Source organism: Streptomyces sp. MGP-BFMKR1 (assembly GCF_057766585.1).
The window spans coordinates 4,865,812-4,888,412 of record NZ_CM173408.1; the positions used below are offsets into that span (position 1 = coordinate 4,865,812).

At 74.1% G+C, this 22,601-nt stretch carries 22 protein-coding genes and 1 pseudogene; 16 read left to right on the forward strand and 7 right to left on the reverse strand.

All coding sequences use genetic code 11. The annotated features are described in order from the left end of the window. Window positions 1–215: 215 nt before the first annotated feature. Window positions 216–2,030, forward strand: coding sequence for a BACON domain-containing protein (locus AC3CHW_RS19015; protein WP_488467239.1), 1,815 nt, complete (start codon window positions 216–218; stop codon window positions 2,028–2,030). Window positions 2,031–2,154: 124 nt separating this feature from the next. Here the strand turns inward: AC3CHW_RS19015 and AC3CHW_RS19020 are convergent, their stop codons facing one another. Beyond that, entirely contained in the window at window positions 2,155–3,027 is an 873-nt protein-coding gene (locus AC3CHW_RS19020) for a DUF3109 family protein (RefSeq protein ID WP_488467240.1), read from the reverse strand. Window positions 3,028–3,138: 111 nt separating this feature from the next. Between AC3CHW_RS19020 and AC3CHW_RS19025 the strand changes: the two genes are divergently transcribed. The 7 genes from AC3CHW_RS19025 to AC3CHW_RS19055 all read left to right on the forward strand — a co-directional run bounded on the left by AC3CHW_RS19025 (window position 3,139) and on the right by AC3CHW_RS19055 (window position 10,452). Then, on the forward strand, window positions 3,139–3,864 hold the full coding sequence (locus AC3CHW_RS19025) for a HEAT repeat domain-containing protein (protein WP_488467241.1): 726 nt from the start codon (window positions 3,139–3,141) through the stop codon (window positions 3,862–3,864). A gap of 3 nt (window positions 3,865–3,867) precedes the next feature. Beyond that, entirely contained in the window at window positions 3,868–4,908 is a 1,041-nt protein-coding gene (locus tag AC3CHW_RS19030; protein WP_488467242.1) for a MerR family transcriptional regulator, read from the forward strand. Between the two features lie 267 nt (window positions 4,909–5,175). Then, window positions 5,176–6,138 (forward strand): Ppx/GppA family phosphatase, encoded by a 963-nt coding sequence (locus tag AC3CHW_RS19035; RefSeq protein ID WP_398608016.1) that lies wholly within the window; start codon window positions 5,176–5,178, stop codon window positions 6,136–6,138. Between the two features lie 229 nt (window positions 6,139–6,367). Further along, the gene (locus AC3CHW_RS19040) at window positions 6,368–7,213 is read left to right on the forward strand and encodes a sugar phosphate isomerase/epimerase family protein (protein ID WP_187060986.1); all 846 of its coding nucleotides are present in this window, start codon (window positions 6,368–6,370) and stop codon (window positions 7,211–7,213) included. Beyond that, entirely contained in the window at window positions 7,210–7,854 is a 645-nt protein-coding gene (locus AC3CHW_RS19045) for a TetR/AcrR family transcriptional regulator (protein WP_176162457.1), read from the forward strand. The genes AC3CHW_RS19040 and AC3CHW_RS19045 overlap by 4 nt, the downstream gene beginning before the upstream one ends. Before the next feature lie 213 nt (window positions 7,855–8,067). After that, window positions 8,068–9,930, forward strand: coding sequence for a dihydroxy-acid dehydratase (ilvD, locus tag AC3CHW_RS19050; protein ID WP_488467243.1), 1,863 nt, complete (start codon window positions 8,068–8,070; stop codon window positions 9,928–9,930). A 144-nt stretch (window positions 9,931–10,074) separates the two neighbouring features. Continuing rightward, window positions 10,075–10,452 (forward strand): DUF4190 domain-containing protein, encoded by a 378-nt coding sequence (locus AC3CHW_RS19055; protein WP_488467244.1) that lies wholly within the window; start codon window positions 10,075–10,077, stop codon window positions 10,450–10,452. Between the two features lie 79 nt (window positions 10,453–10,531). Here AC3CHW_RS19055 and AC3CHW_RS19060 read toward each other — a convergent pair whose 3' ends face one another. Both AC3CHW_RS19060 and AC3CHW_RS19065 read right to left on the reverse strand, forming a co-directional pair. Further along, the gene (locus AC3CHW_RS19060) at window positions 10,532–11,047 is read right to left on the reverse strand and encodes an SRPBCC family protein (RefSeq protein ID WP_488471101.1); all 516 of its coding nucleotides are present in this window, start codon (window positions 11,045–11,047) and stop codon (window positions 10,532–10,534) included. Beyond that, window positions 11,024–11,542 (reverse strand): annotated as a pseudogene (locus AC3CHW_RS19065) (YbhB/YbcL family Raf kinase inhibitor-like protein); the annotation flags it as partial. The pseudogene AC3CHW_RS19065 and the gene AC3CHW_RS19060, both read right to left, overlap by 24 nt. A gap of 382 nt (window positions 11,543–11,924) precedes the next feature. Here AC3CHW_RS19065 and AC3CHW_RS19070 point away from each other — a divergent pair. The 4 genes from AC3CHW_RS19070 (at window position 11,925) to cutA (ending at window position 16,037) form a co-directional block, all read left to right on the forward strand. Further along, window positions 11,925–12,650 (forward strand): GntR family transcriptional regulator, encoded by a 726-nt coding sequence (locus AC3CHW_RS19070; protein WP_488467245.1) that lies wholly within the window; start codon window positions 11,925–11,927, stop codon window positions 12,648–12,650. 224 nt (window positions 12,651–12,874) lie between these two features. Beyond that, entirely contained in the window at window positions 12,875–14,191 is a 1,317-nt protein-coding gene (locus AC3CHW_RS19075; RefSeq protein ID WP_398608012.1) for an MFS transporter, read from the forward strand. A 322-nt stretch (window positions 14,192–14,513) separates the two neighbouring features. Then, window positions 14,514–15,620, forward strand: a complete 1,107-nt coding sequence (locus tag AC3CHW_RS19080) for a hypothetical protein (protein WP_488467246.1) — start codon at window positions 14,514–14,516, stop codon at window positions 15,618–15,620. 90 nt (window positions 15,621–15,710) lie between these two features. Continuing rightward, window positions 15,711–16,037 (forward strand): divalent-cation tolerance protein CutA, encoded by a 327-nt coding sequence (cutA, locus tag AC3CHW_RS19085; protein ID WP_488467247.1) that lies wholly within the window; start codon window positions 15,711–15,713, stop codon window positions 16,035–16,037. A gap of 12 nt (window positions 16,038–16,049) precedes the next feature. Here the strand turns inward: cutA and AC3CHW_RS19090 are convergent, their stop codons facing one another. From AC3CHW_RS19090 to AC3CHW_RS19100, 3 genes are all read right to left on the reverse strand, one after another. Continuing rightward, a complete protein-coding gene (locus tag AC3CHW_RS19090) occupies window positions 16,050–16,781 on the reverse strand; it encodes a GntR family transcriptional regulator (RefSeq protein ID WP_488467248.1) in 732 nt (243 codons plus the stop codon). Window positions 16,782–16,900: 119 nt separating this feature from the next. Beyond that, a complete protein-coding gene (locus tag AC3CHW_RS19095; RefSeq protein ID WP_488467249.1) occupies window positions 16,901–17,116 on the reverse strand; it encodes a DUF397 domain-containing protein in 216 nt (71 codons plus the stop codon). Beyond that, complete coding sequence (locus AC3CHW_RS19100) at window positions 17,113–17,934, reverse strand: helix-turn-helix domain-containing protein (protein ID WP_488467250.1); 822 nt, start codon at window positions 17,932–17,934, stop codon at window positions 17,113–17,115. Before AC3CHW_RS19100 ends, AC3CHW_RS19095 begins: the two co-directional genes overlap by 4 nt. A 139-nt stretch (window positions 17,935–18,073) precedes the next feature. Between AC3CHW_RS19100 and AC3CHW_RS19105 the strand changes: the two genes are divergently transcribed. From AC3CHW_RS19105 to AC3CHW_RS19120, 4 genes are read left to right on the forward strand one after another with little or no spacing between them, the layout of a single operon-like run. Beyond that, window positions 18,074–18,259: a hypothetical protein gene (locus AC3CHW_RS19105; protein WP_488467251.1), complete on the forward strand. Its 186-nt coding sequence runs from the start codon at window positions 18,074–18,076 to the stop codon at window positions 18,257–18,259. Beyond that, window positions 18,256–18,768, forward strand: coding sequence for a hypothetical protein (locus AC3CHW_RS19110; protein WP_488467252.1), 513 nt, complete (start codon window positions 18,256–18,258; stop codon window positions 18,766–18,768). The genes AC3CHW_RS19105 and AC3CHW_RS19110 overlap by 4 nt, the downstream gene beginning before the upstream one ends. Continuing rightward, a complete protein-coding gene (locus AC3CHW_RS19115; protein WP_488467253.1) occupies window positions 18,765–19,229 on the forward strand; it encodes a hypothetical protein in 465 nt (154 codons plus the stop codon). Before AC3CHW_RS19110 ends, AC3CHW_RS19115 begins: the two co-directional genes overlap by 4 nt. Beyond that, window positions 19,229–19,717: a hypothetical protein gene (locus AC3CHW_RS19120; RefSeq protein WP_488467254.1), complete on the forward strand. Its 489-nt coding sequence runs from the start codon at window positions 19,229–19,231 to the stop codon at window positions 19,715–19,717. Before AC3CHW_RS19115 ends, AC3CHW_RS19120 begins: the two co-directional genes overlap by 1 nt. Window positions 19,718–19,838: 121 nt before the next feature. Here the strand turns inward: AC3CHW_RS19120 and AC3CHW_RS19125 are convergent, their stop codons facing one another. Then, window positions 19,839–22,556, reverse strand: coding sequence for a protein kinase domain-containing protein (locus AC3CHW_RS19125; RefSeq protein ID WP_488471102.1), 2,718 nt, complete (start codon window positions 22,554–22,556; stop codon window positions 19,839–19,841). Window positions 22,557–22,601 lie beyond the last annotated feature (45 nt).

Here is a 22,601-nt window from a genome sequence, read left to right on the forward strand (position 1 = left end):
GGCCGGCCGGGTGGGTGGAACCGGGCTGGGGCGGGGGCGGGCCCAACGAAAGCCAAGGAAAGCGAACGGGCCAGACGCATATGTCAAGGTCGGGCCCCGGGAATGACGTAAAGCGAGAATCTTGTCCCCTTTCGAGGGAGATGGTCACCCGTACGAGTTAAAGGTCCCCGTGGCAGGCGGGTGACCCGGTGTGATCCCCCTACCGTCGCCAGGTGATGAGCAGCAGGTCCGAGCACCCCACGCATCCCACCGGCGCACACCGCGCACAACGACGCGGCGCGCGCGCCCCCCGTACCGCCGTCGAGCGCCCTCCCGCGTGTTACGAGCCCTACCTCGACGGCCTGTTCACGTACTGCCTGTCCGTGCTGTGCGACCACGACGCCGCCACCGTCGCTCTCGGTGACGCGCTCGCGGTCGCGGAGCGGCGGCGGCAGCGCGGTCGGGCCGCCGGGTTCACGGCCAAGGACAGCGGCGCGGACCCGGCGCACCAGATGACCGTGCCGCCGCCGATGACACCCCCCATGGCGCCCGAACTCTCCGTGCCACCCGGGCGGGCCAGGGCCCCGGGGCACGCCAAGCGGTCCCCCGCCACCGACCTCGGGCTGCGCCGCCCGTGGCTGTACGCGCTCGCCCGCTGGGCCTGTCTGCGCGCGCTCGCCGAATCGCGGGCGGGCGGCGCCGCGCCGCGCGGCGGGTCGACCCGTGCCGCGCACCCCGTACAGGCCCCCACCGCCCCCGCGCAGCGCCGCCGCGACCTGGCCGCGCTCGCCTGGCCCGAGGCCGCCGGCACCACCCCCGAGCAGCGCGAGGCGCTCGAACTCGCGGTGCGCCACCAGCTCTCGCCGCACGAGGTCGCGGCCGTCATCGGGCTCGACCCGGACGACACCCGGGCGCTGATCGCCAGCGCCGCCTGCGAGGTGGAGCGCACCCGCGCGGCGCTCGCGGTGGTCGAACTCGGCCGCTGTCCCACCGTCTCGCGGCTCGCGGGCGACGCGCAGGTACTGCTGTCGGCGGCGCTGCGCCGCGAACTCGTCCGCCATGTGGACGACTGCGGCCAGTGCCGCAGGACCGCCGAGCGCGCCACGGCCGGCGGGCCCTGGCCGGGCACGGCCGCGGCGCCGGCCGCGCTGCCGATCCTGGAGGCGCCGCGGTCGGCGGTGTGCGCCGCGATGCAGTGCGCGCTGCGCGGCCGGCCGACGCGGGCCGCGGCCACCTGGCCCCGGTTCGACCGGCGCGGCTTCCCGATCGACCCGAAGGACCGGGCGGCCCGGCGCGCGCGGCTGCGCAGCCGCGCGGTCACCACGACGGTGGTGGCGACCGTGGTGGCCGCCCCGGTGCTAGCGCTGTGGGCCGCCTACCGGGGCGCCCCGCTGACCGGCGAGAGCCAGGCCAACGGCGGGGTCTCGGCGACCGAGCGGGACGAGTTCGGCGGCCAGCCGTACGAGGAGGCGGGGCACGCGCGGGGCAACCAGCCCGACGCCGACGCGGGCCGGCGCTCGCCCGGCGACCGGGACCGCGCCGAGGAGCGCGCGCGGCAGGAGCGGCGCGGCGACCCGCGCCCCACCGACCGCGTGCCGTCGCGGGGCCCGGCCACGCCGCCGAGCACCGACCGCCCGGGGCCCGGCACCAGCCGGCCCGCCCCCGCCCCCGGGCACCTGACGGTGACGGCCCAGCCGGGCGAGGACACGACGCTGATCACGTTGAGCGCGTCCGGCGGCAGCCCGGTGCGCTGGTCGGCGACGTCCGACGCGCCGTGGCTGCGGCTCAGCCAGAGCGCGGGCGAGCTGCGGCCGGGCGAGTCGCTGACGATCACCGCGTCCGTCGATCACGACCTGGAGCCGGCCGGCCCCTGGACGGCGCACGTCTCGGTGGCACCGTCCGGATCGGTGGTCACCATCCAGGGCGTCGGCCAGGGCAGCGGCCCCGACCCGAGCCCCACGCCGCCCGAGCCCACGCCCACGCCGACCCCGACGCCCACGCCCAGCGAGCCGGCCCCGGCACCGTCGGAGCCCGCGAGCCCGTCCCCGTAGCCGCCGCGCGGCCGTGACACGCGCCCCGGGGCGGCGGGGCGCGTGGCTGTGCCGGAGAGGCCGCGAGGCGTACGAGGTGGTGTTCTCCGTGCGGGCCGGGCGGTGGCCCGGCCCGCACGAGACGTCAGCCGACGGTGTCCCGGGCCGCCCCCGGGGCGGGCGCGGGGGCCGGGTCGGCCGGGTGCGGGGCCATCGGGAGCTGCGCGGCCAGCCGGGCCTCGCACAGCTCGACCAGCTTCGCGTATCCCTCCTTGCCCATCAGCTCGACGAGCTCGGGGCGGTACGAGACGTACACCGGGTCGCCCGCGCCGTGCGCCGAGGTCGCCGACGTACACCACCAGTGCAGGTCGTGGCCGCCCGGGCCCCAACCCCGGCGGTCGTACTCGCCGATCGACACGACCAGCACCCGGGTGTCGTCGGGCCGGTCCACCCAGTCGTAGGTGCGGCGGATGGGGAGCTGCCAGCACACGTCCGGCTTGGTCTCCAGCGGTTCGCGGCCCTCGCGCAGCGCCAGGATGTGCAGCGAGCAGCCCGCGCCGCCGGCGAAGCCGGGGCGGTTCTGGAAGATGCACGAGCCCTCGTAACGGCGGGTCTGGCGCTCACCGTCATCGTCCTTCTGCACCCAGCCGGTGCGCGTGCCGACGTCGTGGAACTGCCAGATGTCCGGCGTGAGCCGCGCGGCGTGCTCGGCCACCCGCGCCTCGTCGTCCTCGTCCGAGAAGTGCGCGCCAAGGGTGCAGCAGCCGTCGTCCGCCCGGCCGGCCTGGATGCCCTGGCAGCCCTGGCCGAAGATGCAGCTCCAGCGGGAGGTCAGCCAGGTCAGGTCGACGCGGAAGACCTGCTCGTCGTCGGCCGGGTCGGGGAACTCCACCCAGGCCCGGGGGAAGTCGAGGCCCACCTCGTCCACGGGGGCCGGGCCCCGCGGAGGGGTCTTGCGGGCCTTCTTCGACCCCTGCTTTGGCGCTTTGTCCTGCTTCGCCTTTTTCGTCTTTGGCACGCCTCCAGCGTATGCGCCACGGCGGGCGTTCCCGACCGCCCGGGTGCCCCGTCGCCGCTTGACCTTGCCACGGTGACAAGGTCTTCACTCCGTGCCCAGGAGGTGGTCCCGATGACGACACGGAGACCGACGGCAGAGGTGACGCGGGCGCTGCGGGGGTTGGTGGACGACCGCGCGTCGGTGCGCCTGCGGGCCGCGCTGGCACTCGGTACGACGCCCGACGCGGGCTGTGTCGACGCGCTGGTCGAGCGGTGCGCGAGCGAGCCCGAGTTCTTCGTCCGGGACGCGCTGACCTGGGCACTCACCCGGCATCCAGCGTCCGTGACGCTGCCCAGGCTGGTCCGCGAGGTCCGCTCGGAGCACGCCCGGGCACGGAGCCAGGCGCTGCACACGCTGTCCAAGATCGGGGACCGGCGGGCGTGGCCGGCCCTCACGCGGGCACTGTTGACCGACGCCGACGACGAGGTCGCGCGCAGCGCCTGGCGGGCCGCGGTCGTGCTCGTACCGGACGGCGAGGAGCCCGACCTCGCCGCCGCGCTGGCGACGCAGCTCGGGCGCGGTGGGCGCGAGACGCGGCTGAGCCTCAGCCGGGCGTTGGTCACACTGGGCGAGGTGGCGGTGCCGGCGCTGCGGGCCGCGGCGGCGGCTGCCGACGCGGAGGTACGCGCGCACGCGCTCGCCACCGAGCGGTTGCTGCGCGATCCGGACGCCGGATTCGCGTGCGCGATCGAGGAGGCGAAGCGCGTCGTGGCCCTCGGCGACTTCGGCGACTTCGGCAACGCGCGCCCGCAGGACTCGCCGGACGAGGCGGACCAGGAGGGGCAGGGAGGAGGCTAGGGCGTGTTGATCGGCGAGGTGGCGCGGCGGTCGGGGGTCAGCGCCCGGATGCTCCGGCACTACGAGTCGCTCGGCCTGGTGCGCCCCTCGGGCCGGACGGGCGCCGGCTACCGGGAGTACTCCGACGCGGACATCCGGCGCATCTTCCACGTCGAGAGCCTGCGGGCGCTCGGGATGTCGCTGCGGGAGATCGGCCGCGCGCTCGACGACCCCGACTTCGCGCCCGCGACGATCGTCGGCGACCTTGTCCGCGCGACGCGCGAGCGCATCGCGGCCGAGACCGAACTGCTCACCCGGCTGTGCCGGATCGACGCCGCGGGCCCCGCCGACTGGGAGGACGTCCTCCAGGTCGTCGCCCTGCTCCAGGCACTGGGCTCCCAGAGCGCCGGTGCGCGCCAGCGCGCGGCCCTCGCCGTGGCCGACGAGGTTCCGGTACCCGTGGAGGCCCTGGTCGAGGCGGTGCTGCGGGAGAGCGAGCCGAACGTGGCCGGGGCCCTGCGCTGGGCGCTCGCCCGCAGCGGCGATGGCGACGGCGATGGCAATGGCGACGGTAACGGCGATGGCGGCCCGGCGCTGTTGGCCGAGGGGCTTGGTTCGCCGGTGGCGGCGGTACGTGAGCGCGCCGTGCGGGCCCTCGCCGAGCTGCCCGGCGAGGAGGCCGCCGCACGGCTACGGGCCGCGCTCGGCCACCCCGACGCCGTGGTCCGCGGGCACGCGGCGCTCGCGCTCGGCGCGCGGGGCGAGGCCGACGCGGTCCCCGCGCTCGTCGACCTGGTCGTGGCGGGCCGGGACGACACCGGCGCGGCCGACGTGCTCGGCGACCTGGCCGGCGACGCCAAGGCGGCGGAGCGGATCGCCACCGCCCTGGCCGAGCGCCTCGCCGACCCCGCCACCGCCGCCCCCGCACGCGGCCGGCTGACCCAGGCGCTGGCGGCCGTGCCGGGGCCGACGGCCGCACGCGTCCTCGGCGAGCTGTCCCGCGACGCCGACCGCGCCGTCGCGCTGACGGCGACGTACGTCCTGCGGCTGCGCGACGCGCGGTGAGCGACCGCTGCGGGGCGGTCGGCGGCGCCCGAGGCCCGCGCGCAAAGCCGGAGCAGCCGGCGGCGACCTGGGCCCGCGCCCGAAGCCGGGGGCTCCGGCCTTCAGACCCGTGCTCGGCGCCGGGGCGGTCGGCGGCGCCCCGGGCCCGCGTGCGGGGGTCGGTGCCCCCGCCGAAATCCCGCCCGCGTCGCCGTACCGTGACCAACCGAGCCGTATCGTGACCGGCCCCTCGGCACCCCGTTGGCAGCGCACAGTAGCGTTCTGGCCATGAGACTCGGTGTCCTGGATGTGGGTTCGAACACGGTGCATCTCCTGGTGGTGGACGCGCACCCCGGTGCCCGGCCGCTGCCCGCGCACTCCCACAAGGCGGAATTGCGCCTGGCCGAGCTGCTCGACGCGGACGGCGCGATCGGCAGCGACGGCATCGACCGGCTGATCGGGGTGATCGCCGACGCGCTCCAGGCGGCCGAGGACAAGGGCTGCGAGAACGTGCTCCCGTTCGCGACCTCCGCGGTGCGCGAGGCGACCAACGCGGACGAGGTGCTGGCCCGCGTCGCGGCCGAGACGGGCGTGCGGCTCGCGGTGCTCACCGGCGACGAGGAGGCGCGGCTGACCTTCCTCGCGGTGCGCCGCTGGTTCGGCTGGTCGGCCGGGCGGCTGCTGGTGCTCGACATCGGCGGCGGCTCGCTGGAGATCGCGTACGGCATGGACGAGGAGCCCGACGCGGCGGCCTCGCTGCCGCTCGGCGCGGGCCGGCTCACCGCCGGCTGGCTGCCCGGCGACCCGCCGGACACGAACGACGTGCGCGCCCTGCGGCGGCACGTGCGGGCGCAGATCGCGCATGTCGTCGGCGACTTCAGCCGGCTCGGGCGGCCCGACCACGTGGTGGCCACCTCCAAGACGTTCAAGCAGTTGGCCCGACTCACGGGCGCGGCGCGCTCGGCCGAGGGGCTGTACGTCCAGCGCGCGCTGAGCCGCGCGGCCCTCGCCGACTGGGTCTCCAGGCTGGCTGCCATGCCGACGGCCGAGCGCGCCGAACTGCCCGGGGTCTCGGCCGGCCGGGCGGGGCAGCTCGTGGCCGGGGCGCTGGTCGCCGAGGCCGCGATGGACCTCTTCGACGTCGACGAGCTGGAGATCTGTCCCTGGGCGCTGCGCGAGGGCGTGATCCTGCGCCGCCTCGACCACCTCCCCGCGGAACGCCCGGCCCTCGGCCAGCTCCCGCCCGCCTGAGCGCGCCGGGCCGGTACGACCCGTACGGGCCGTAGGAGCCGTACGACCCGTACGACCGAGTGTGGCCCGTACGACCGGGGTGCGACCCGTACGACCCGATACGGCCAGGGCCCCGTGCCCCTGCCAGTGCGGTCATTTCCGGGGCCCGGTCCGTACCGCCCCGGCCAGGCAGCCTGCTGCCGGGGTGGCGACACGCCGTACGCTGTCCCTCGTGACAGAGCCAGAGCCAGTGGTGCGCATCCCGGATGCGAAGGTCGCCCTGTCCACGGCCTCCGTCTACCCGGAGTCCACGGCGGCGGCCTTCGAGATCGCGGCGCGCCTGGGATACGACGGCGTCGAGGTCATGGTCTGGACGGACCCGGTCAGCCAGGACATCGAGGCGCTGCGCCGGCTGTCCGACTACCACCAGGTGCCGATCCTGGCCGTGCACGCGCCCTGCCTGCTGATCACCCAGCGCGTGTGGTCCACCGACCCGTGGGTCAAGCTCAAGCGGGCCCGCGCCGCGGCCGAGCGGCTCGGCGCCTCCACCGTGGTCGTGCACCCGCCCTTCCGCTGGCAGCGCTCGTACGCCCGGGACTTCGTCAGCGGCATCTGGCGGATGGCCGACGAGACCGACGTCCAGTTCGCCGTCGAGAACATGTACCCCTGGCGCTACCGCGACCGCGAGATGCTCGCCTACGCGCCCGGCTGGGACGTCACCAAGGACGACTACCGGCACTTCACGGTCGACCTCTCGCACACCGCCACCGCCCGCACCGAGGCGCTGGAGATGGTGGACCGGATGGGCGACCGGCTGGCCCACGTCCACCTCGCCGACGGGACGGGCTCCGGCAAGGACGAGCACCTGGTGCCGGGCCGCGGCAGCCAGCCGTGCGCCGCGCTCCTGGAGCGGCTGGCCGCCAACGGCTTCACCGGCCACGTCGTCGTCGAGGTCAACACGCGGCGCGCGATGTCCTCCGCCGAGCGCGAGGCCGACCTCGCCGAGGCGCTGGCCTTCACCCGGCTGCACCTGGCCTCGCCGTCCCGGCCGCACCGGGTGCCGGGGGACCGCGACGACTGGATGACCGGATCATGAGCGAGGGCCTGGCCGCGCCCCGCCGGCGGGGCCGCCCCGCCCGGGCGGCGGCCGGCGGCGAACCGGCGGCGCGGGACCGCATCCTGGCGGCGGCGCGCAGCGAGTTCGCCGAGCGCGGCTACGACAAGGCGTCCATCCGCGGCATCGCCAAGGGCGCCGGCGTGGACCCCGCCCTGGTCCACCACTACTTCGGCACCAAGGACCAGGTCTTCGCCGCCGCCATCGAGCGGGCCTTCGAGCCCGCCCTGCGCGCCCCCGACATGCTGCTCGCGGGCCCGCACGAGGAGCAGGGGGAGCGGCTGGCCCGGTTCTTCCTCGGCATCTGGGAGAACCCGACGCACCGCGAACCCCTGCTGGCGATCGTCCGCTCGGCCGTGGGCAACGAGGCGGCGGCGGCCGTCTTCCGCGACCTGGTCTCCAGCCGGCTCGTCGCGCGGGTCGCCGCCCAGTTGGGCGTCCCGGACCCGAGGCTGCGCGCCGAACTCGCCGCGGCCCAGTTGGTGGGCATCGCGCTGCTGCGGTACGTGATCAAGATGAGGCCGCTGGCGGACGCCGACCCGGAGCACGTGATCGCCCTGGTCGCGCCGGGCGTGCAGCGCCTGCTCACCGGCCCCGACCCGCTCGACGCCCCCGCCGCCTGACCGGGCCCCGCCCGCCGGCCGCACCCGCCGCGACCACGGCCGAGCGCCGCCCGGCCACCGGTCGACCACCGGCCGGCCCGTCTCACATCGCGGGAAAACCGTCCGGATCTTGGAGCCGGAGCGTAGGCTCGTACGACACCGTCACCACACCGTACGCAGGCCCCGACGTACGCAGCGGCGTACGCGCCAAGGCATCACCAGGGAGTGAGCACCGTGCCCGAGCTGAGGTCCCGCACCGTCACCCACGGCCGCAACATGGCGGGCGCCCGCGCCCTGATGCGGGCCTCGGGGGTAGCGAGCGAGGACATCGGCAAGCCGATCGTCGCGGTCGCCAACTCCTTCACCGAGTTCGTGCCGGGCCACACCCACCTGCAGCCCGTGGGCCGGATCGTGAGCGCCGCGATCCAGGCGGCGGGCGCGGTGCCGCGCGAGTTCAACACGATCGCCGTGGACGACGGCATCGCCATGGGCCACGGCGGCATGCTCTACAGCCTGCCCTCGCGCGACCTGATCGCCGACTCGGTGGAGTACATGGTCGAGGCGCACTGCGCCGACGCCCTGATCTGCATCTCCAACTGCGACAAGATCACCCCGGGCATGCTGATGGCGGCGCTGCGCCTGAACATCCCCACCATCTTCGTCTCCGGCGGCCCGATGGAGGCCGGCCAGGCCACCCTGGTCGACGGCACCGTCCGCAAGCTCGACCTGGTCAACGCGATCAGCGACGCGGTCAACGAGAGCGTCTCGGACGAGGACATCCTCCGCATCGAGGAGAACGCCTGCCCCACCTGCGGCTCGTGTTCCGGCATGTTCACCGCCAACTCGATGAACTGCCTCGCCGAGGCCATCGGACTGGCCCTGCCCGGCAACGGCTCGGTGCTCGCCACGCACACCGCCCGCAAGGAGCTGTACGAGCGGGCCGGCGCCACCGTCGTGGAGCTGACCCGGCGCTACTACGGCGAGGGCGACGAGCGGGTGCTGCCGCGCAACATCGCCACGCACGCCGCGTTCGAGAACGCCATGGCCCTGGACATCGCCATGGGCGGCTCCACCAACACCATCCTGCACCTGCTGGCCGCGGCCCTCGAGGCCGGCGCCGACTACGACCTGAGCGACATCGACGCCGTCTCGCGCCGCGTCCCCTGCCTGGCCAAGGTCGCCCCGAACGTCGCGCCCGGCGGCACGTACTACATGGAGGACGTGCACCGCGCCGGCGGCATCCCCGCCATCCTCGGCGAGCTGTACCGCGCCGGGCTGCTCAACGAGGACGTGCACACCGTCCACTCCGCGAGCATCAAGGAGTGGCTGGACGCGTGGGACGTGCGAAGCGGCTCGGCCAGCGCGGAGGCGATCGAGCTGTGGCACGCGGCGCCCGGCTGCAAGCGCTCCGCCGAGGCGTTCTCGCAGTCCGAGCGCTGGGACACGCTCGACACCGACGCCGCGAACGGCTGCATCCGCGACGCCGAGCACGCCTACTCCGCCGACGGCGGCCTCGCCGTGCTGCGCGGCAACCTCGCCCCGGACGGCTGCGTCGTGAAGACCGCCGGCGTCGACGAGTCGATCTGGACCTTCGAGGGCCCGGCCGTCGTCTGCGAGTCGCAGGAGGAGGCCGTCGACAAGATCCTGAACAAGGCGATCAAGCCGGGCGACGTCGTCGTCATCCGCTACGAGGGCCCCAAGGGCGGCCCCGGCATGCAGGAGATGCTCTACCCGACCTCGTTCCTCAAGGGCCGCGGCCTCGGCAAGACCTGCGCCCTGGTCACCGACGGCCGCTTCTCCGGCGGCACCTCGGGCCTGTCGATCGGCCACGCGTCTCCCGAGGCGGCCTCCGGCGGCGTCATCGCGCTGGTCGAGGACGGCGACCTGATCCGCATCGACATCCCCGGCCGCACCATCCAACTCCAGGTCTCCGACGAGGAGTTGGCCACCCGCCGCACGGCCCTCCTGGAGCGCCTGGGCGGCTACCGCCCGGCCGCCCGCGAACGCAAGGTCTCCCAGGCGCTGCGCGCGTACGCGGCGATGGCGACCAGCGCGGACAAGGGCGCGGTGCGGGACGTCGGCCTGCTGGGCGGCTGACGCGGCGGCGCGACGGCGCGTTGACGCGCTGACCACGGAGGAGGCGGCGGCCCGACGGGTCGCCGCCTCTTTCGTGCGTACGGACCCCTCCCGGCTACAGCGTGTCAGTGTCCCGCTACGCTCGCGCCCCTAAGGAGGTCCACCATGACGACACCACCCGGCCCGAACCCGTACCAGGGCGGCCCGAACCCGTACCAGACCAACCCGCCGACCACCCCGACGCCACCGCAACACCCGCACCAGCAGCCGTCTCCGGGCTGGCCCGGCTATCCCCCGTACTACGTGGCGGCCCAACGGACCAACGGCTTAGCCGTCGCGTCCATGGTGCTGGGCATCCTGTGGCTCTACTGGGTCGGCAGCATCCTCGCGCTGATCTTCGGCTACGTGGCCCGCAACCAGATCCGGGAGCGGGGCGAGGGTGGCGGGGGCATGGCCACCGCCGGCCTCGTGCTCGGCTGGGTCGGCGTCGGGACGCTCGCGGCCGTGATGTTCTTCGCCTTCTTCTTCAACATGAGGTACTGAGTCGCTCGCGCTCGGCGGTCGACCCGGGGTGACCGGGTAGGTCAACGGCTTCCAGTTACAGGGGAGTTGGGGCGTACGGTCAGGCGTCGGCGCTCCGCCGCCGGACCGTGCGCTCCAGGATGCCGAGGGTGGCCCGCAGGGCCGACTCCGGAACCACCGGGAAGACGAGTCGCCGCCGCCACTCCTCGGCGACCCCGGACCAGTCGTGGTACGAGGTGACGAGGGTGCCGCCGTCGGCCGGGGTCAACCGGTAGCCGTAGACGTGCCCCACGTGCGGCCGGATGCGCTGCCCCTCGACGGTCCAGGCGATCTCCACGTCCGGCGTGTACCGGGTGATCACCACCTCGACGTCGTACCTGCCCAGCGGCCGGTCCCCGAGCGCCTCCCGGTCCATGTGCACCGTGAACCGGTCGCCGGCCGCCGCGACCGGCCCGCCCTCGGCGCCGAGCAGCATGCCCGAGGCGTCGATCTCCACGTGGCCCGCCGGGTCGGCCAGCACCGCGAAGACGGCGGAGGCGGGGGCCGGGACGAGCCGGGAGACCTCGACCCGTTCCGGGCCGCTGGGTTCGCCCGGCGTGTAGCCGGTGGCGGTCAGGGTCGCGCGGCCGAGGGTGTGGCCGGCCATGGCGAAGCCGAGCGCGGCCGGCGTCGCGTCGGCCGGGACGCCGATGGTGGCGACGTCGAGGGCGTGTACGGCGATGACGTACCGGTGCGCGCCGTGCCCGGCCGGCGGGGCGGCGCCGACGAAGCGGGCCGCGCGGGCGTCGTTGGGGAGTTGGAAGGCGCCGCCCGGAAGGCCCGTGCCCGCCTCGTCGCCGGCGCCCTCGGGCAACTCGGTGACGTCGGCGGGAATGTCGGCGACCGCCCAGTGCCAGAACCCGGACCCGGTGGGGGCGTCGGGGTCGTACACGGTGACGGCGTAGCTCCGGGTTCCCTCCGGCGCCCCGCGCCAGGACAACTGCGGGGAGATATCCCTGCCGCCGGGCACGCCGAAGATCCCGGAGTACTGCTCGGGCGGCCAGGGGGCGCCGTCGCTGACGGTGGCGCTGGTGACGGCGAAGTCGGCGCCGGACGCCGTTTCGGCGAGGCGGGTGGGGGAGGAATCGGTGCGGGGTGCCGCCTCGGGGGAGCGGGTGGGGGAGGTGTGGGCGCGCATCGGGTCGTTCCTTTCGGGCTGTGCTGGGCCGGGCTGCCCCGGGCTGGGTTGAGTCGGACTGGGCCGGGCTGGATTGAGTCGGACTGGGCCGGGCTGGGCTCTGCCGGGCCGGGGCCGGGCTTTCGTGGGCCGGGCTGGGCTCTGCCGGGTCGTGCGGGTCGTGCCGGTGGCCGTGGCTGGCGGCTGGCGGCGGCGCGGTCGGTACGTATCCCGCGAACGCGCGCCGGCGCCACGAGACAGCCGTCGGCGCATCCGGCAACACGATCGACCATAACAGGAATAATCGATTATCGCGGGAATCGTCTAAGCTGCCCCCATGACGCATCCGGCCCCCACCCCCGCCCCGCCCGGGAAGCAGATGCTCTCCGAGCAGGTCTACGCCCACCTGCGGGACGCGATCATGCGCGGGCGGTACGCCCCCGGCGACGCCCTCAAGCCGCAGGACCTGGCCAGGGAACAGGGCGTGAGCCTGGCCGTCGTGCGCGAGGCACTCGTCCGGGTGGTGGGCGAGGGGCTGGCCGACCGGCTGCCCAACCGTGGCTTCGCCGTCCCCGCCTTCTCGGACCGCCGCTGGCAGCAACTCGCGGAGGCCCGCCGGACCATCGAACCCGTCGTGCTGCGCATGTCCGTCGAGCGCGGCGACGTCGACTGGGAGGCCCGCGTACGCGCCGCCCACCACCGCCTGGCCCGCACCCCCGTGTACGCGCCGGGGGAGGGCGAGTTCTACACCGCGGCCTGGGCCGAGGCCCACCGCCTCTTCCACCGCGCCCTCCTGGAGGGCTGCGACAACCCCGTCCTCCTGGAGACCTTCGACCGCATGTGGACCGCGAGCGAGCTGGCCCGCCGCTGGTCGGCCCACCGCGACCCGACCCGCGACGGCATCGGCGAACACCGCCAACTGGAGGAAGCGGCACTGGCCCGCGACGCGGACACGGCGGCCGAGGTGCTGGCCCGCCACCTGACGCTGACGGCGGCGGCGTTGCGGGACGGCGCGGGCGCGGGCGAGAACGAGGGCGAGGGCGCGGCAGCCGCGCGTAGTTGAGCCCGCGCTGGGGAGGGCGCGCGGAAGGGGCCGGGCGGCGGGCCTGGCGTACGCCTGGGGCGCGAGCCCCGAGGACAGGAGCCTCGAAGACAGGAGCCCCGAGGACAGGAGCCTCGGGAGCAAGAGCCTCTGGGCGGCAGCCGGAACGGCCCCATTGTCAGTGCCGTCTGAGACGGTGCGGCCTGTGATCTCTCTCCCCAGTAGGACGAAGCCGGGGGTGCTCGGTGCCAGCACCTGACGAGAAGCTGGCGCGCCCCGCCGCCACGCCTCCCGCCGCCGCCGTGGACCAACTCGCCGACGCGGCACGCGAGACGGGCCGGCTGCCCCGGTCCTACCTGCTGTGGCTGACCGGGATCCTGGTGTCCCTGGCGGGCAACTCGGTCTTCTACTTCGCCCTCGGCTGGGCCGCCAGCGAACACGGCGGCATGGTCGCCGGGCTGACCCTGAGCGCCATCACGCTGCCCCGCGTCCTTCTCCTGCTCATCGGGGGCGCGGTCAGCGACCGGTTCAGCGCGCGCCGCGTACTGATCACGGGGGACGCGGCCATGCTGGCCTTCTCCCTCGTCCTGGCCGCGGTCGCCTACCACCTGGGCGCCCCGCCGGCCCTGCTCATCACGGCGGGCATAGCCGTCGGCGTCGTCGACGCCTTCTACCTACCGGCCTCCGGCTCCATGCCACGGCGCCTGGTGGAGAAGGAACAGCTTCCCCGGGCCCTGTCCCTCCGGCAGATCGGCGGCCAGGTCGTCAACATGGGCGGCGGCCCACTCGGCGGCGTACTCGTCGGCCTCGCCGGACTGGCCGGCGCGGCCCTGGTCAACGGCGTGACCTTCGCCCTCACCCTGATCGTTCTCGTCGCTGTTCGACCCCGTCACCGCGTGCCGCCCACGGTCTCGTCCAGCCTCCTCAAAGACGCCGTGGACGGCGTGCGGGTGTCCTTCTCCCACCCCGTACTCCGTCCCGGCCTGTGCCTCACCGGTGCCGCGGCCGGCCTCCTGCTGCCCGTCGTCCCCCTCCTCCTGCCCCTGCTCGCCCGCCAGGAACAGTGGGGCGCGGGCGCGGCGGGGCTGGTCATCGGAGCGCAGGGGGTCGGCATGGTGGCCGTCACCGCGGTGGTCGTACGACGCGGCCCGCTGGGCCGGCCCGGCCTCCTGTCGGCGAGCGGGCTGATGGTCGCCGGCCTGGGCGTACTCGCCCTCACCCTCGCGCCCGACGTGGCGACGGCGACGGCCGCCGCCGTGGTCATAGGCGTCGGCAACGGGGTGTTCTCGGCGCACATCGCGCCGCTGATCCTCACCGCGACGCCGGACAGCCACCTGTCCCGGGTGCAGGCCGTGCTCGTACTCGTCCAGAGCCTCGCCCTCCTCCTCATGAACAACCTGCTCGGCACCCTCGCCGACCTCGAAGGCCCGACCGTCGTCACGGCCGTGTGCGCGACCCTGCTCGTCGGGACCGGCCTCCTGGGCCTGACCTCCCGCCCCCTCCGCACGGACCGGACCGGCCTCGCGGCCCGACCGGGAGCGGGGGGTGGGGTGGAGGCGTGAGGTGGGGCGGGCGGGTGCCTTCGGGGGTGGGCGCCCTCGGTGTGCGCGCCGGTCCGGTCGGCTGCGGTGGGGGCGGCGGGTGGCGTCGGCCTACGCTCGGCCGCATGACGACCAATGTCCTCCAGGTGTCCACGGCGGGCCCCACCCACGAACAGGCCCTCACACTGGCCGGATTGGCGGTCCGGGCGTGCTTGGCGGCCGGTGCGCTGCCTGGCCACTCCACGCGCCGGGTGGCAGGTGCCGTTCTCCAATCGGTCGGAAAGCAGGCTGGCTGACCGCCGGTGAGCTGCGAGGATACGTCTGTTTCCCCGACGGAGGACGCTTGTTCCTATTCGTGTGTGCGGGATGCGGCGCCGAGCTGACCGGGCCGCTGTCCCAGGTCGCCCTGCCGGCCCACGCCCGCCAGAGGTACGGAAACGGGGTTCAGCTTCCGGTACTCATGGAGTCCGGGACGTTCGCCGTGGACCCGGACCCCTGGGGAGGACCGTGGCGGCTGTGGGAGGAGGTCGATCCGGACGAGGCGGAGGCTCGCGGCATCTACGCGCCGGTCCACGCCCTGTCCGACGGCATGCCCGGGGCGAGTGTCATCGCGCCCGGTGATATCCGTGGAACGCGGCTCGTTCCGGAAAAGCTCGGCGGTTCCTGCTGCGGCCTCGACGGGGCCGACGGGCCCAACATGGCCTGCGAGGCATGCGGCCTGCCCGTTGCGGCCAGGATCGACGACTGCTCGCTCTGGCAGGCGGTACGGCTCAGTCCGGAGGCCGTGCATCGCGTCCCCGTCGACGGCGCCGGCGCTGCGCTGCTCTCCTGGGCGGAGCTGGTAGCGAAGGGGGAGGACACGCCCCCATTCGAACCGATCGCCACGTGGGGAGGGCGATCCGGGACGGACCACTACTGGTCATGGAGCCCGCGCTGGGAAGCGGCAGCCGGCCAGGCCCTCGCCCACCTGCTGGTCGCTTCCCAAGGGCAGCCGGTGCGGGTCCCGGACGGTCTGACAGCGGACGTGTTCCAGCGCGCGCTCGATGCCCTGCTGCCAACAGGCCCCCCGAGGCGGCGAGCCGTTCTGGCTGGACCGGGACAACCCTCCCCGGACGCGGGCACCGACATCCTCCTCGTACCGGTCCATCCCCAGACAGGCCAGCCATGGACCACCGCCGGCCCGGCTGCGTCGGCCTACCTGGTGCCCCTGCCACTGGGAGTGTGGCTGTGGCTGGTCTCCCCCGAGCCGTACGTACCGCTTCCCGCGTCAGGCCGCCTGCCCCAGGACGTACTCCGCGACGACCCACTCCCGCTGCTCCCCCACTCCCTGTTCCGGCCCGACCGGAGTACGTTCCGGCACACCCTGGTCCGGCTCCCAGCCGTGCGCGACCCGTGGCTGCGCACGATCCTGGAGAACGTCATGCAGGGCCCTTTGGCCGGCTTGTTCTAGCCGGCTGCCGCAAGTGCGCGGCATCCCGGCAGGGTGCAGCAGAGGTGCCATCCGCCCGGGAAGGCACCCTGGGCACCTAGGCTCGGCCGCATGACAACCAACGTCCTCCAGGTGTCCACGGCGACCCCGACCCGCGAACAGGCTCTCGCGCTGGCCCGGTCGGCGGTCCGGGCGCGCCTGGCGGCCGGTGCGCAGATCCTCCCCGCCACGTCCGTGTTCTGGCATGACGGTGAGTTCGGGGAGGGGGAGGAGTGGCAGTTGCTGCTGAAGACCACCGACGCGCGCTACCCCGAACTGGAGCGCCACCTCCTCGCCGCCCACCCGTGGCAGGGCCCGGAGCTGGTGGCCGTCCGCGTGGAGGCGGGGGCGGCGGGGTGTCTGCGGTGGGTTGAGGAGATGACGGCGCCGGAGGGATAGGGGCCGCAGGTCTCAGGGAGTCGGCCGGTACTCGTAGCCGATCGTGAACAGCTTCGGCAGGCACCACTCGCCGTACTCGATCACTCCGTCCTCGTCGGACCAACGGTGAGCGCCGGCCATGATGGTCGAACCCACCGGGACGCCAAGGTGATTGGCCTCGCGGGCGTTCGCGTTCCGGGCGTGCATGTCGTCCCGAGCGTGGGTGATGGTGCGCTTCGTGGCTTCCAGCACCTTGTTGGTGATGGTGTGGTTGAGCCCTGGTGCCGTGTTGAGCAGCTCGGGCGCCACCGCGAGGAATGCAGCGGGGTACCAGGTCACGGCGTACGCGGTACGCGTGGACCCGCGTCCGGCGACCCACTCGCGGCGTACCACCAGGGCGCCCTCATCGAGGTCGAGGAGTTCCGCGACGTAGAGCGGCGGGCGGGTCAGCTCCGCTGCCAGGACGATGCTTGTCTCCCCTTCGGTCAGGAAGGACCCTGCTCGCTGCACTCGGGTAAGGCGGTCCCGGGGCGTCAGCGTCCACCGAGGTTCGTCGGCGACGAAGGTTCCCCGTGGCGTCGTGCAGACGTAGCGCTCGACGGCCAGGGCCTGGAGCGCTTGGCCGATGGTGGTCGTCGTGACGCCCCACGCCCCGCACAGCTCCTCGCTCGACGGCAGCCTGGAGCCGGGCTCCAGGGCGCCGGAGAGGATTCGCTCCCGGTAGTGGTCGGCGATCTCGCTGAAGGTTCGCTGTTCATCTGCCATTGCTGTGCTCCCTGGCAGTCCGCTGATCATGTGTATCAACCGAGCGCCCGCGCTGGGCCGCGAAAACCCCCTCAGCGTTCTGTTCGAGCGCTTGTGGGGGTATCGCGGTGCGCAGCGTCTCAGGCGCCGAAGTCGCCGGCCTTGACTGCGGCGATGAACGCCGTCCACGCCAGCGCGTCGAAGGAGAGAGCCGGGCCGTAGGGGTTCTTGGAATCCCTCACGGGGACAGTGCCATGGGTTGCAGCGTGGTCCGGAGCCCACTCCACGCATGCATTCTCCACGCCGCTGTATGAGGATTTCACCCAGCCGTCGAGGCTGGCCGAGTTCGCAATCATGCGTATGCCTCCAGATAAGAACGAACCAACTGCACGGAATCGGTAGGACTCAGTGCCTGTGACCGAACAACATCGAAGCGTTGTTCAAGATCGATGAGGTCACGGGGAGTGTCGATCAGTGTCCCGGCCGCGAAGCTTTCGACGAGGCAGGTCTTCCGCCCCTCGGGCATCGTCAGCAACGTAAGGCTACCCCCGAGGAACGGATGGAACGCCTGTCCAAAAGGGACTACTTGTACCTGTGTATGGGCTTCTTCGGTGCGGCGGATGAGTTGGCGGAGTTGATCAGTCATCGTGGTGCGATCAGCAGTTGGCCGCTTCAGGGCGGCTTCGTCCATGACTGCCCAAACGTGCGGTGGGGGCTCGCGGTCGAAAAGCTTCTGACGATCCATTCGGATCTGTACGCGGTGCTCGACCTCCGTCATGAGGGCGGCTGGCAGTCCGGTGACCATCAACTCCCGGGCATATGCGGGCGTCTGGAACAGCCCCGGAACCAGAGAGCTGGCGAAAACCTCGATTCGGGCCGCCCGCGACTCCTGTGCGATAAACGCCTGCGAATAGGTGGCGACTAGTGTTTCTTGAGCCATGCAGACCAGGTCAACGAAGAGTCCCCCGGTGTGGAAGTAGTCGTCCAGGGCTTGACCAAGGGCTTGGGAGGGAAGCTGTTCACCCCGTTCCACGCGGGAGATGTAGGAAGCGGGATAGCCAATCGCTTCCGCCAGGCCGCGCTGAGAGAGGTTGGCTGTCTCGCGGTATCGACGGAGTTGTCGTTCGATCAGCGCGTTGGGGGTCATCTTGTAGTCGTCGTCATGCAACTCCATCGAGAGCTCCATTCTGCGCTTCCGCGACTAAGTGGCACTCGGTCTCGCCTTCGGCGTCGACTTCGCGACGCGCACAGGCAACGCTGTGTCTGACCGGTCACGATCAGTGACCTCTGGCACGGTAGCAAGGACCCCGCCGATGGAACACACGATGACCGTGAAGGTCTACCGCAAACGCCCCGGCGCGGAGCCGGACCCCGTCACCAGCAAAACGATCCACATCGACCCCGAAGCCGTCTCCCAGGGCGAGTTGGAAGCGCAGCACCTTCCGACCGCGTGGGGGCCATGCCGGTGCCCGCGCCACCGCGCGGCGGTGGCGCGATGACCCACCCCGAACACCGGCCCCCCGCCGACATCCAACTCGCCGCCCCGCTGGCGCGGCAGCCGCAGCGGCAGGCCCAGCGCTCACGCGGCGTACCGCTGGCGGCCGACAGCCGGCCGCCCCGCCGCGAGCGGCCCGCCTCGCGCGCCCGCGTGCTGACCGGCCAGCACACCGTACGGACCGTCGCCGGTGTCGTGCTCCGGTTCTTCCTCGCCGACGCTCGTCTGTCCGACCCCGCCTGTGGGTGGGAGGCCGTCACGGACGCGGAGTTCCAGTACGCCTACGAGGCCAGCCTGTTCGACCGGGAATCGCCGGACCAGGGGCGGCCTGGGTCCAACCCCAACCCCGATCGCGTACAGGTCACCCTCGACGCCCTCGCCGGGCCCGGCAGCTTCTGTTGGTTGGACGGCTGTGTCGACGCCGGAATCATGACGACCAACGGCAAGGCGCCTGCGGACTGCGGGCTCGGGCCGACCGACGTGCGCGCGCTCGCCACGGAGGTCCGGGCGTGACGCCCGCGCTGGCCCGCTTGGAGTTGCTGGTCTGGCGGCCGGCCAATCCGCGGGACCCCGGCGACCTGGGGGCGGGTTGGCCCGAGGTGCTTCAGGTGCGCGCGGGTGTCTCGCCCTGGCGGCTGCCGGGCGTCGCCCTGCGGGTCGGCGAGCCGGTACGGGCTGCCGCCGCGCGGGTCGCGTACGCCGTCGGGCGCACGCTGCCCGCCCGGGCCCGCGTGCTGAGCGCCCACCGGCAGCGCGCCACCCCCGGAAGCCCCGTGCGGCTCACCCTCGTGGTGGACGGGGGGTGGGTGACTGCCTCCGAAGTGGCGTTACCCACGAGCGAGTTGGCGTCCTGCCGTTGCCAGCCCGCCACCCACCACCGGCGCTGGGCCCACGCCGAGACCACGAACCCCGCCACCCTCGACGCGCTCCGCGCCGCCCTCTCCCACCCCGCACGCGAGGAGTCCCAGCCGTGATGAACGAGATGAACGAGATGAACGAGGCGCACGAGATGAACGAGGCCAACGAGGCCAACGAGGCGAGCGGAACCCTCGTACCGTCGCCGCACTGGACCGCGTACGGCGCGAGTACCCGCTACGCCGCCCACTGCCTCGGCGACGGGCAGGGCCCGTGCCCCGCCGCCGCGCGCCCGGCGCGTACGCCATACGCCGTGGACGCCTGGATGGCGGAGCACCGGGACGCGACCGGGCACGCCCGGTTCACGCTGGCCACCTCCGCCACGGCCGACCTCGCCGACCTCACCGATCTCGCTGAACTCACCCACTCCGCCACGAGCGCCGGCGGCACGCGCCCGCGTGCGGGCCACGGCCCTGCCGCCGGCTGGGCGCCCACCCTGCGGGCCGTCGCCCCCGCGCTGCGGCTGTTCGCCGTCGTCGTGCTGGCCCGCGCGGACCAGGGCTGGTCACGGGTCTTCGACCGCGCGCTGACCCGGCTCAACCGGTAGCCGGTAATCGGTAACCGGTGGCCGCGCGCTGACCCGGCTCAACCGGTGACCGGTAACCGGTGGCCGCGCGCTGACCCGGCTCAACCGGTGACCGGGCGCTGGGCCGAGAGGCCCCGCGCCCTCACCACCGGGACGGAACCCGATCGTCCACCGCGAAGACCGAGCCGTCCGGGGCCGCCGCGAACACCCTGCCCTCCGCGGCGATCGGCGCGGGCATGCGGTCCAGGTAGCCGCTCTTGGCGGGGCCGGGACGAGGTGGCGTCTGGCCGAGGAGTTCGCCGCGTACGCCGTCCACCGCGAACAGGCGGCCGTCGGCCGCCGAGAAGTAGAGCCGGTCGCCGGCGGCGACCAGCGGCGACGCGTTGCTCACGGAGGTCTCAAGCCGCCACGGCTGCGCCTTCGGCGCGCCCGGGCGGGTGTCGACGGCGACCAACCCGCCGTCGTAACCGAGCAGGTAGACCACCTCGTCGCTGGCGACGACGCTCGCCGCGTGCAGCGGGGCCGACAGCGGCACCCGTCGCTCGTCGCGGCGCGCCGGGTCGTAGCGCACGACCGCCGTGGTGCGCGACTCGATGTCGCTGGCCGCGAACCGCACGACGCCGTTCGCGCCCTCGCCGACCGGCCTGAGGTTGCCGGTCAGGGTGCGGGTCCAGCGCACGTCCCCGGTGACCGGATCGACCGCGCTGACCCGCGTGCGCGCGCCGTCCGGGGCGGTGCTGACCGCGTACGCCACCCCGCGTCCGCCGGCGCCGAACGCGGTGAAGACCGGCAGTTCGTGGCCGGTCACGCGGTGGCTCCAGCGCTGGCGGTTGGTGGCCGCGTCGATGGAGGTGACCATGCCGTCGCCGGCCACCAGGAGCACCGAGTCGCCCGCGCGGTAGACCCGGCCGCCGTACGCGGACACCTCGCGCGTCCACCGCTGCCGCTTGCTCGCCGGGTCGCGAGCCGTCAGCCGGGTGCCGTCCGGGGAGAGCGTCTGCACCAGGCCCGCCGCGAACACCGGCGCCGACAGCACGCCCTCCTGGGCTCCGTCAGAGCCCGGGCCGGTGGCGTCGGAGGCGTCGGCGGCGTCGGCGTCGGGGGCGGCGTCCTTGAGGGTGGCGTCGTCCGTACGGCTCGGCTCGCCCGACGCGTCGGCGGGGGTGCCGTCCGTGGTCCAGGTGACCCGGCCGCGGCCGAGTTCGACCCGGGCCGCGGCGATGCCCTGCTGCGCGCAGAACAGCGCGCCCTTGCCGTAGGCGCAGTACGACATCCGCGCGCCGTCGCCCCGTGGCGCCGGCAGCCCGGCCGCGTCGCGCAGCGCGATCCGCCACGGCCGCCAGGTGGTGCCCGCGGCGGCCCGCCGGTCGGGGTCGGGGGTCGAGCCGAAGTCGTCGACCTGGCGCAGCGTCCACACCGTGCCCGCGCCGAGCACCACGAGCAGCGCCACCGCCGCGGCCACCCACCGCGTCGGGCGGCCGGTGCGGGCGAGCCTGCCGAGGACGCCGGGGCGGCGCGCCGCGTGGGCGCCGCCGGGGGTCGCGCGTTCGCCGCCCCACGCCGCGCCCGCGCGCTCGCCTTCCCGTACGCCCGCCTCGGAGCCGTCGGCTTCCGACCCCACGTTCCCCGAGCCCACGGCCTCCGACCCGCCGGCCACCGGCCACGCGTCGATGAACAGGGGGCCTGCGGCGTGCTCACCCTCATCGGTGTCCTCGGGGCCACCGGCCTCGTCGGGGTGGGCGCGCCCGCCCGCGCCGGGCGAGGTGGCCCTGATGTGCGTGTCCGGCTCCGCGCCACCCCCGCTCGCGTCCGGGGCCGACCCCGGGCGGGCGGCGTCGACCTCGACGCCCCCGCCCCCGCCCTCGGCCCCGGCGGCGAGCCGCAACGCGTCCGCGCCCGCCGCCGCGATGTCGCGCTCCAGCGAGCTGGGCGCCCGCTGGAAGGGCACCCGCGCCGCCCCCGGCGGCTGCGCCCTGGGCGTGGACAGCGGGACGAACGGACCGTGCCCGCCCGCGCGCAGCGCCGACATCAGCCCGTCGGGCGTCGGCCGGTCCGCCGGGTTCTTGGCCAGGCAACTGCGGATCAGCGGAAGCAGGTCGGCGGAGACCCCGTCCAGATCGGCCTCGTCGTGCACGACCTGGTAGGCCACGATGTACGGGCTCTCCGAGCTGAACGGGCCGCGCCCGGTCGCCGCGTGCACCAGCACCGAGCCGAGGGTGAACACGTCGGCCGCCGGCCCCACTTCGCGCGGGCGCTGGAACTGCTCCGGCGCCATGAACGGCGGCGTGCCGATCAACTTGCCCGTCTCGGTGCGCAGATCGCTGTCGGACGGCCGCGAGATGCCGAAGTCGATCACCCGTGGCCCGTCGGCGGCCAACAGCACGTTGCTGGGCTTCAGGTCGCGGTGGACCACGCCGGCCCGGTGGATGTCGCGCAGCGCCTCGGCGAGCCCGGCCGCGAGGCGGCGCACCTCGTCCGGGGCCAGCGGCCCATTCCGCTTCACGTGCTCGGCGAGGGTGGGCCCGGGAATGTACAGCGTGGCCATCCACGGCCGTTCGGCATAAGGGTCGGCGTCCACCACGGGAGCCGTAAAAGCGCCGCTCACAAGGCGTGCCGCCATGACCTCCTGACGAAAGCGCGCCCGAAACTCCGGATCGGCGGCGAATTCTGCGTGTACGACCTTTACGGCAAGCCGCATTCCGGACGGTGACCTGGCCAGATGGACCACGCCCATGCCGCCGGAGCCCAGTCGTGCCTCCAGCCGGTACTGCCCCGCATATTGCGGACCTTCCGCTTCCGGGCCTGTCCCCGCGCTACGCAGCGGCGGCATTCCCCCACCCCCGTGAATTCGTCCGCACATGCGGCTCACGGAGCTTAGTCGATAGCGCGTACGAGGCAGTTGAGG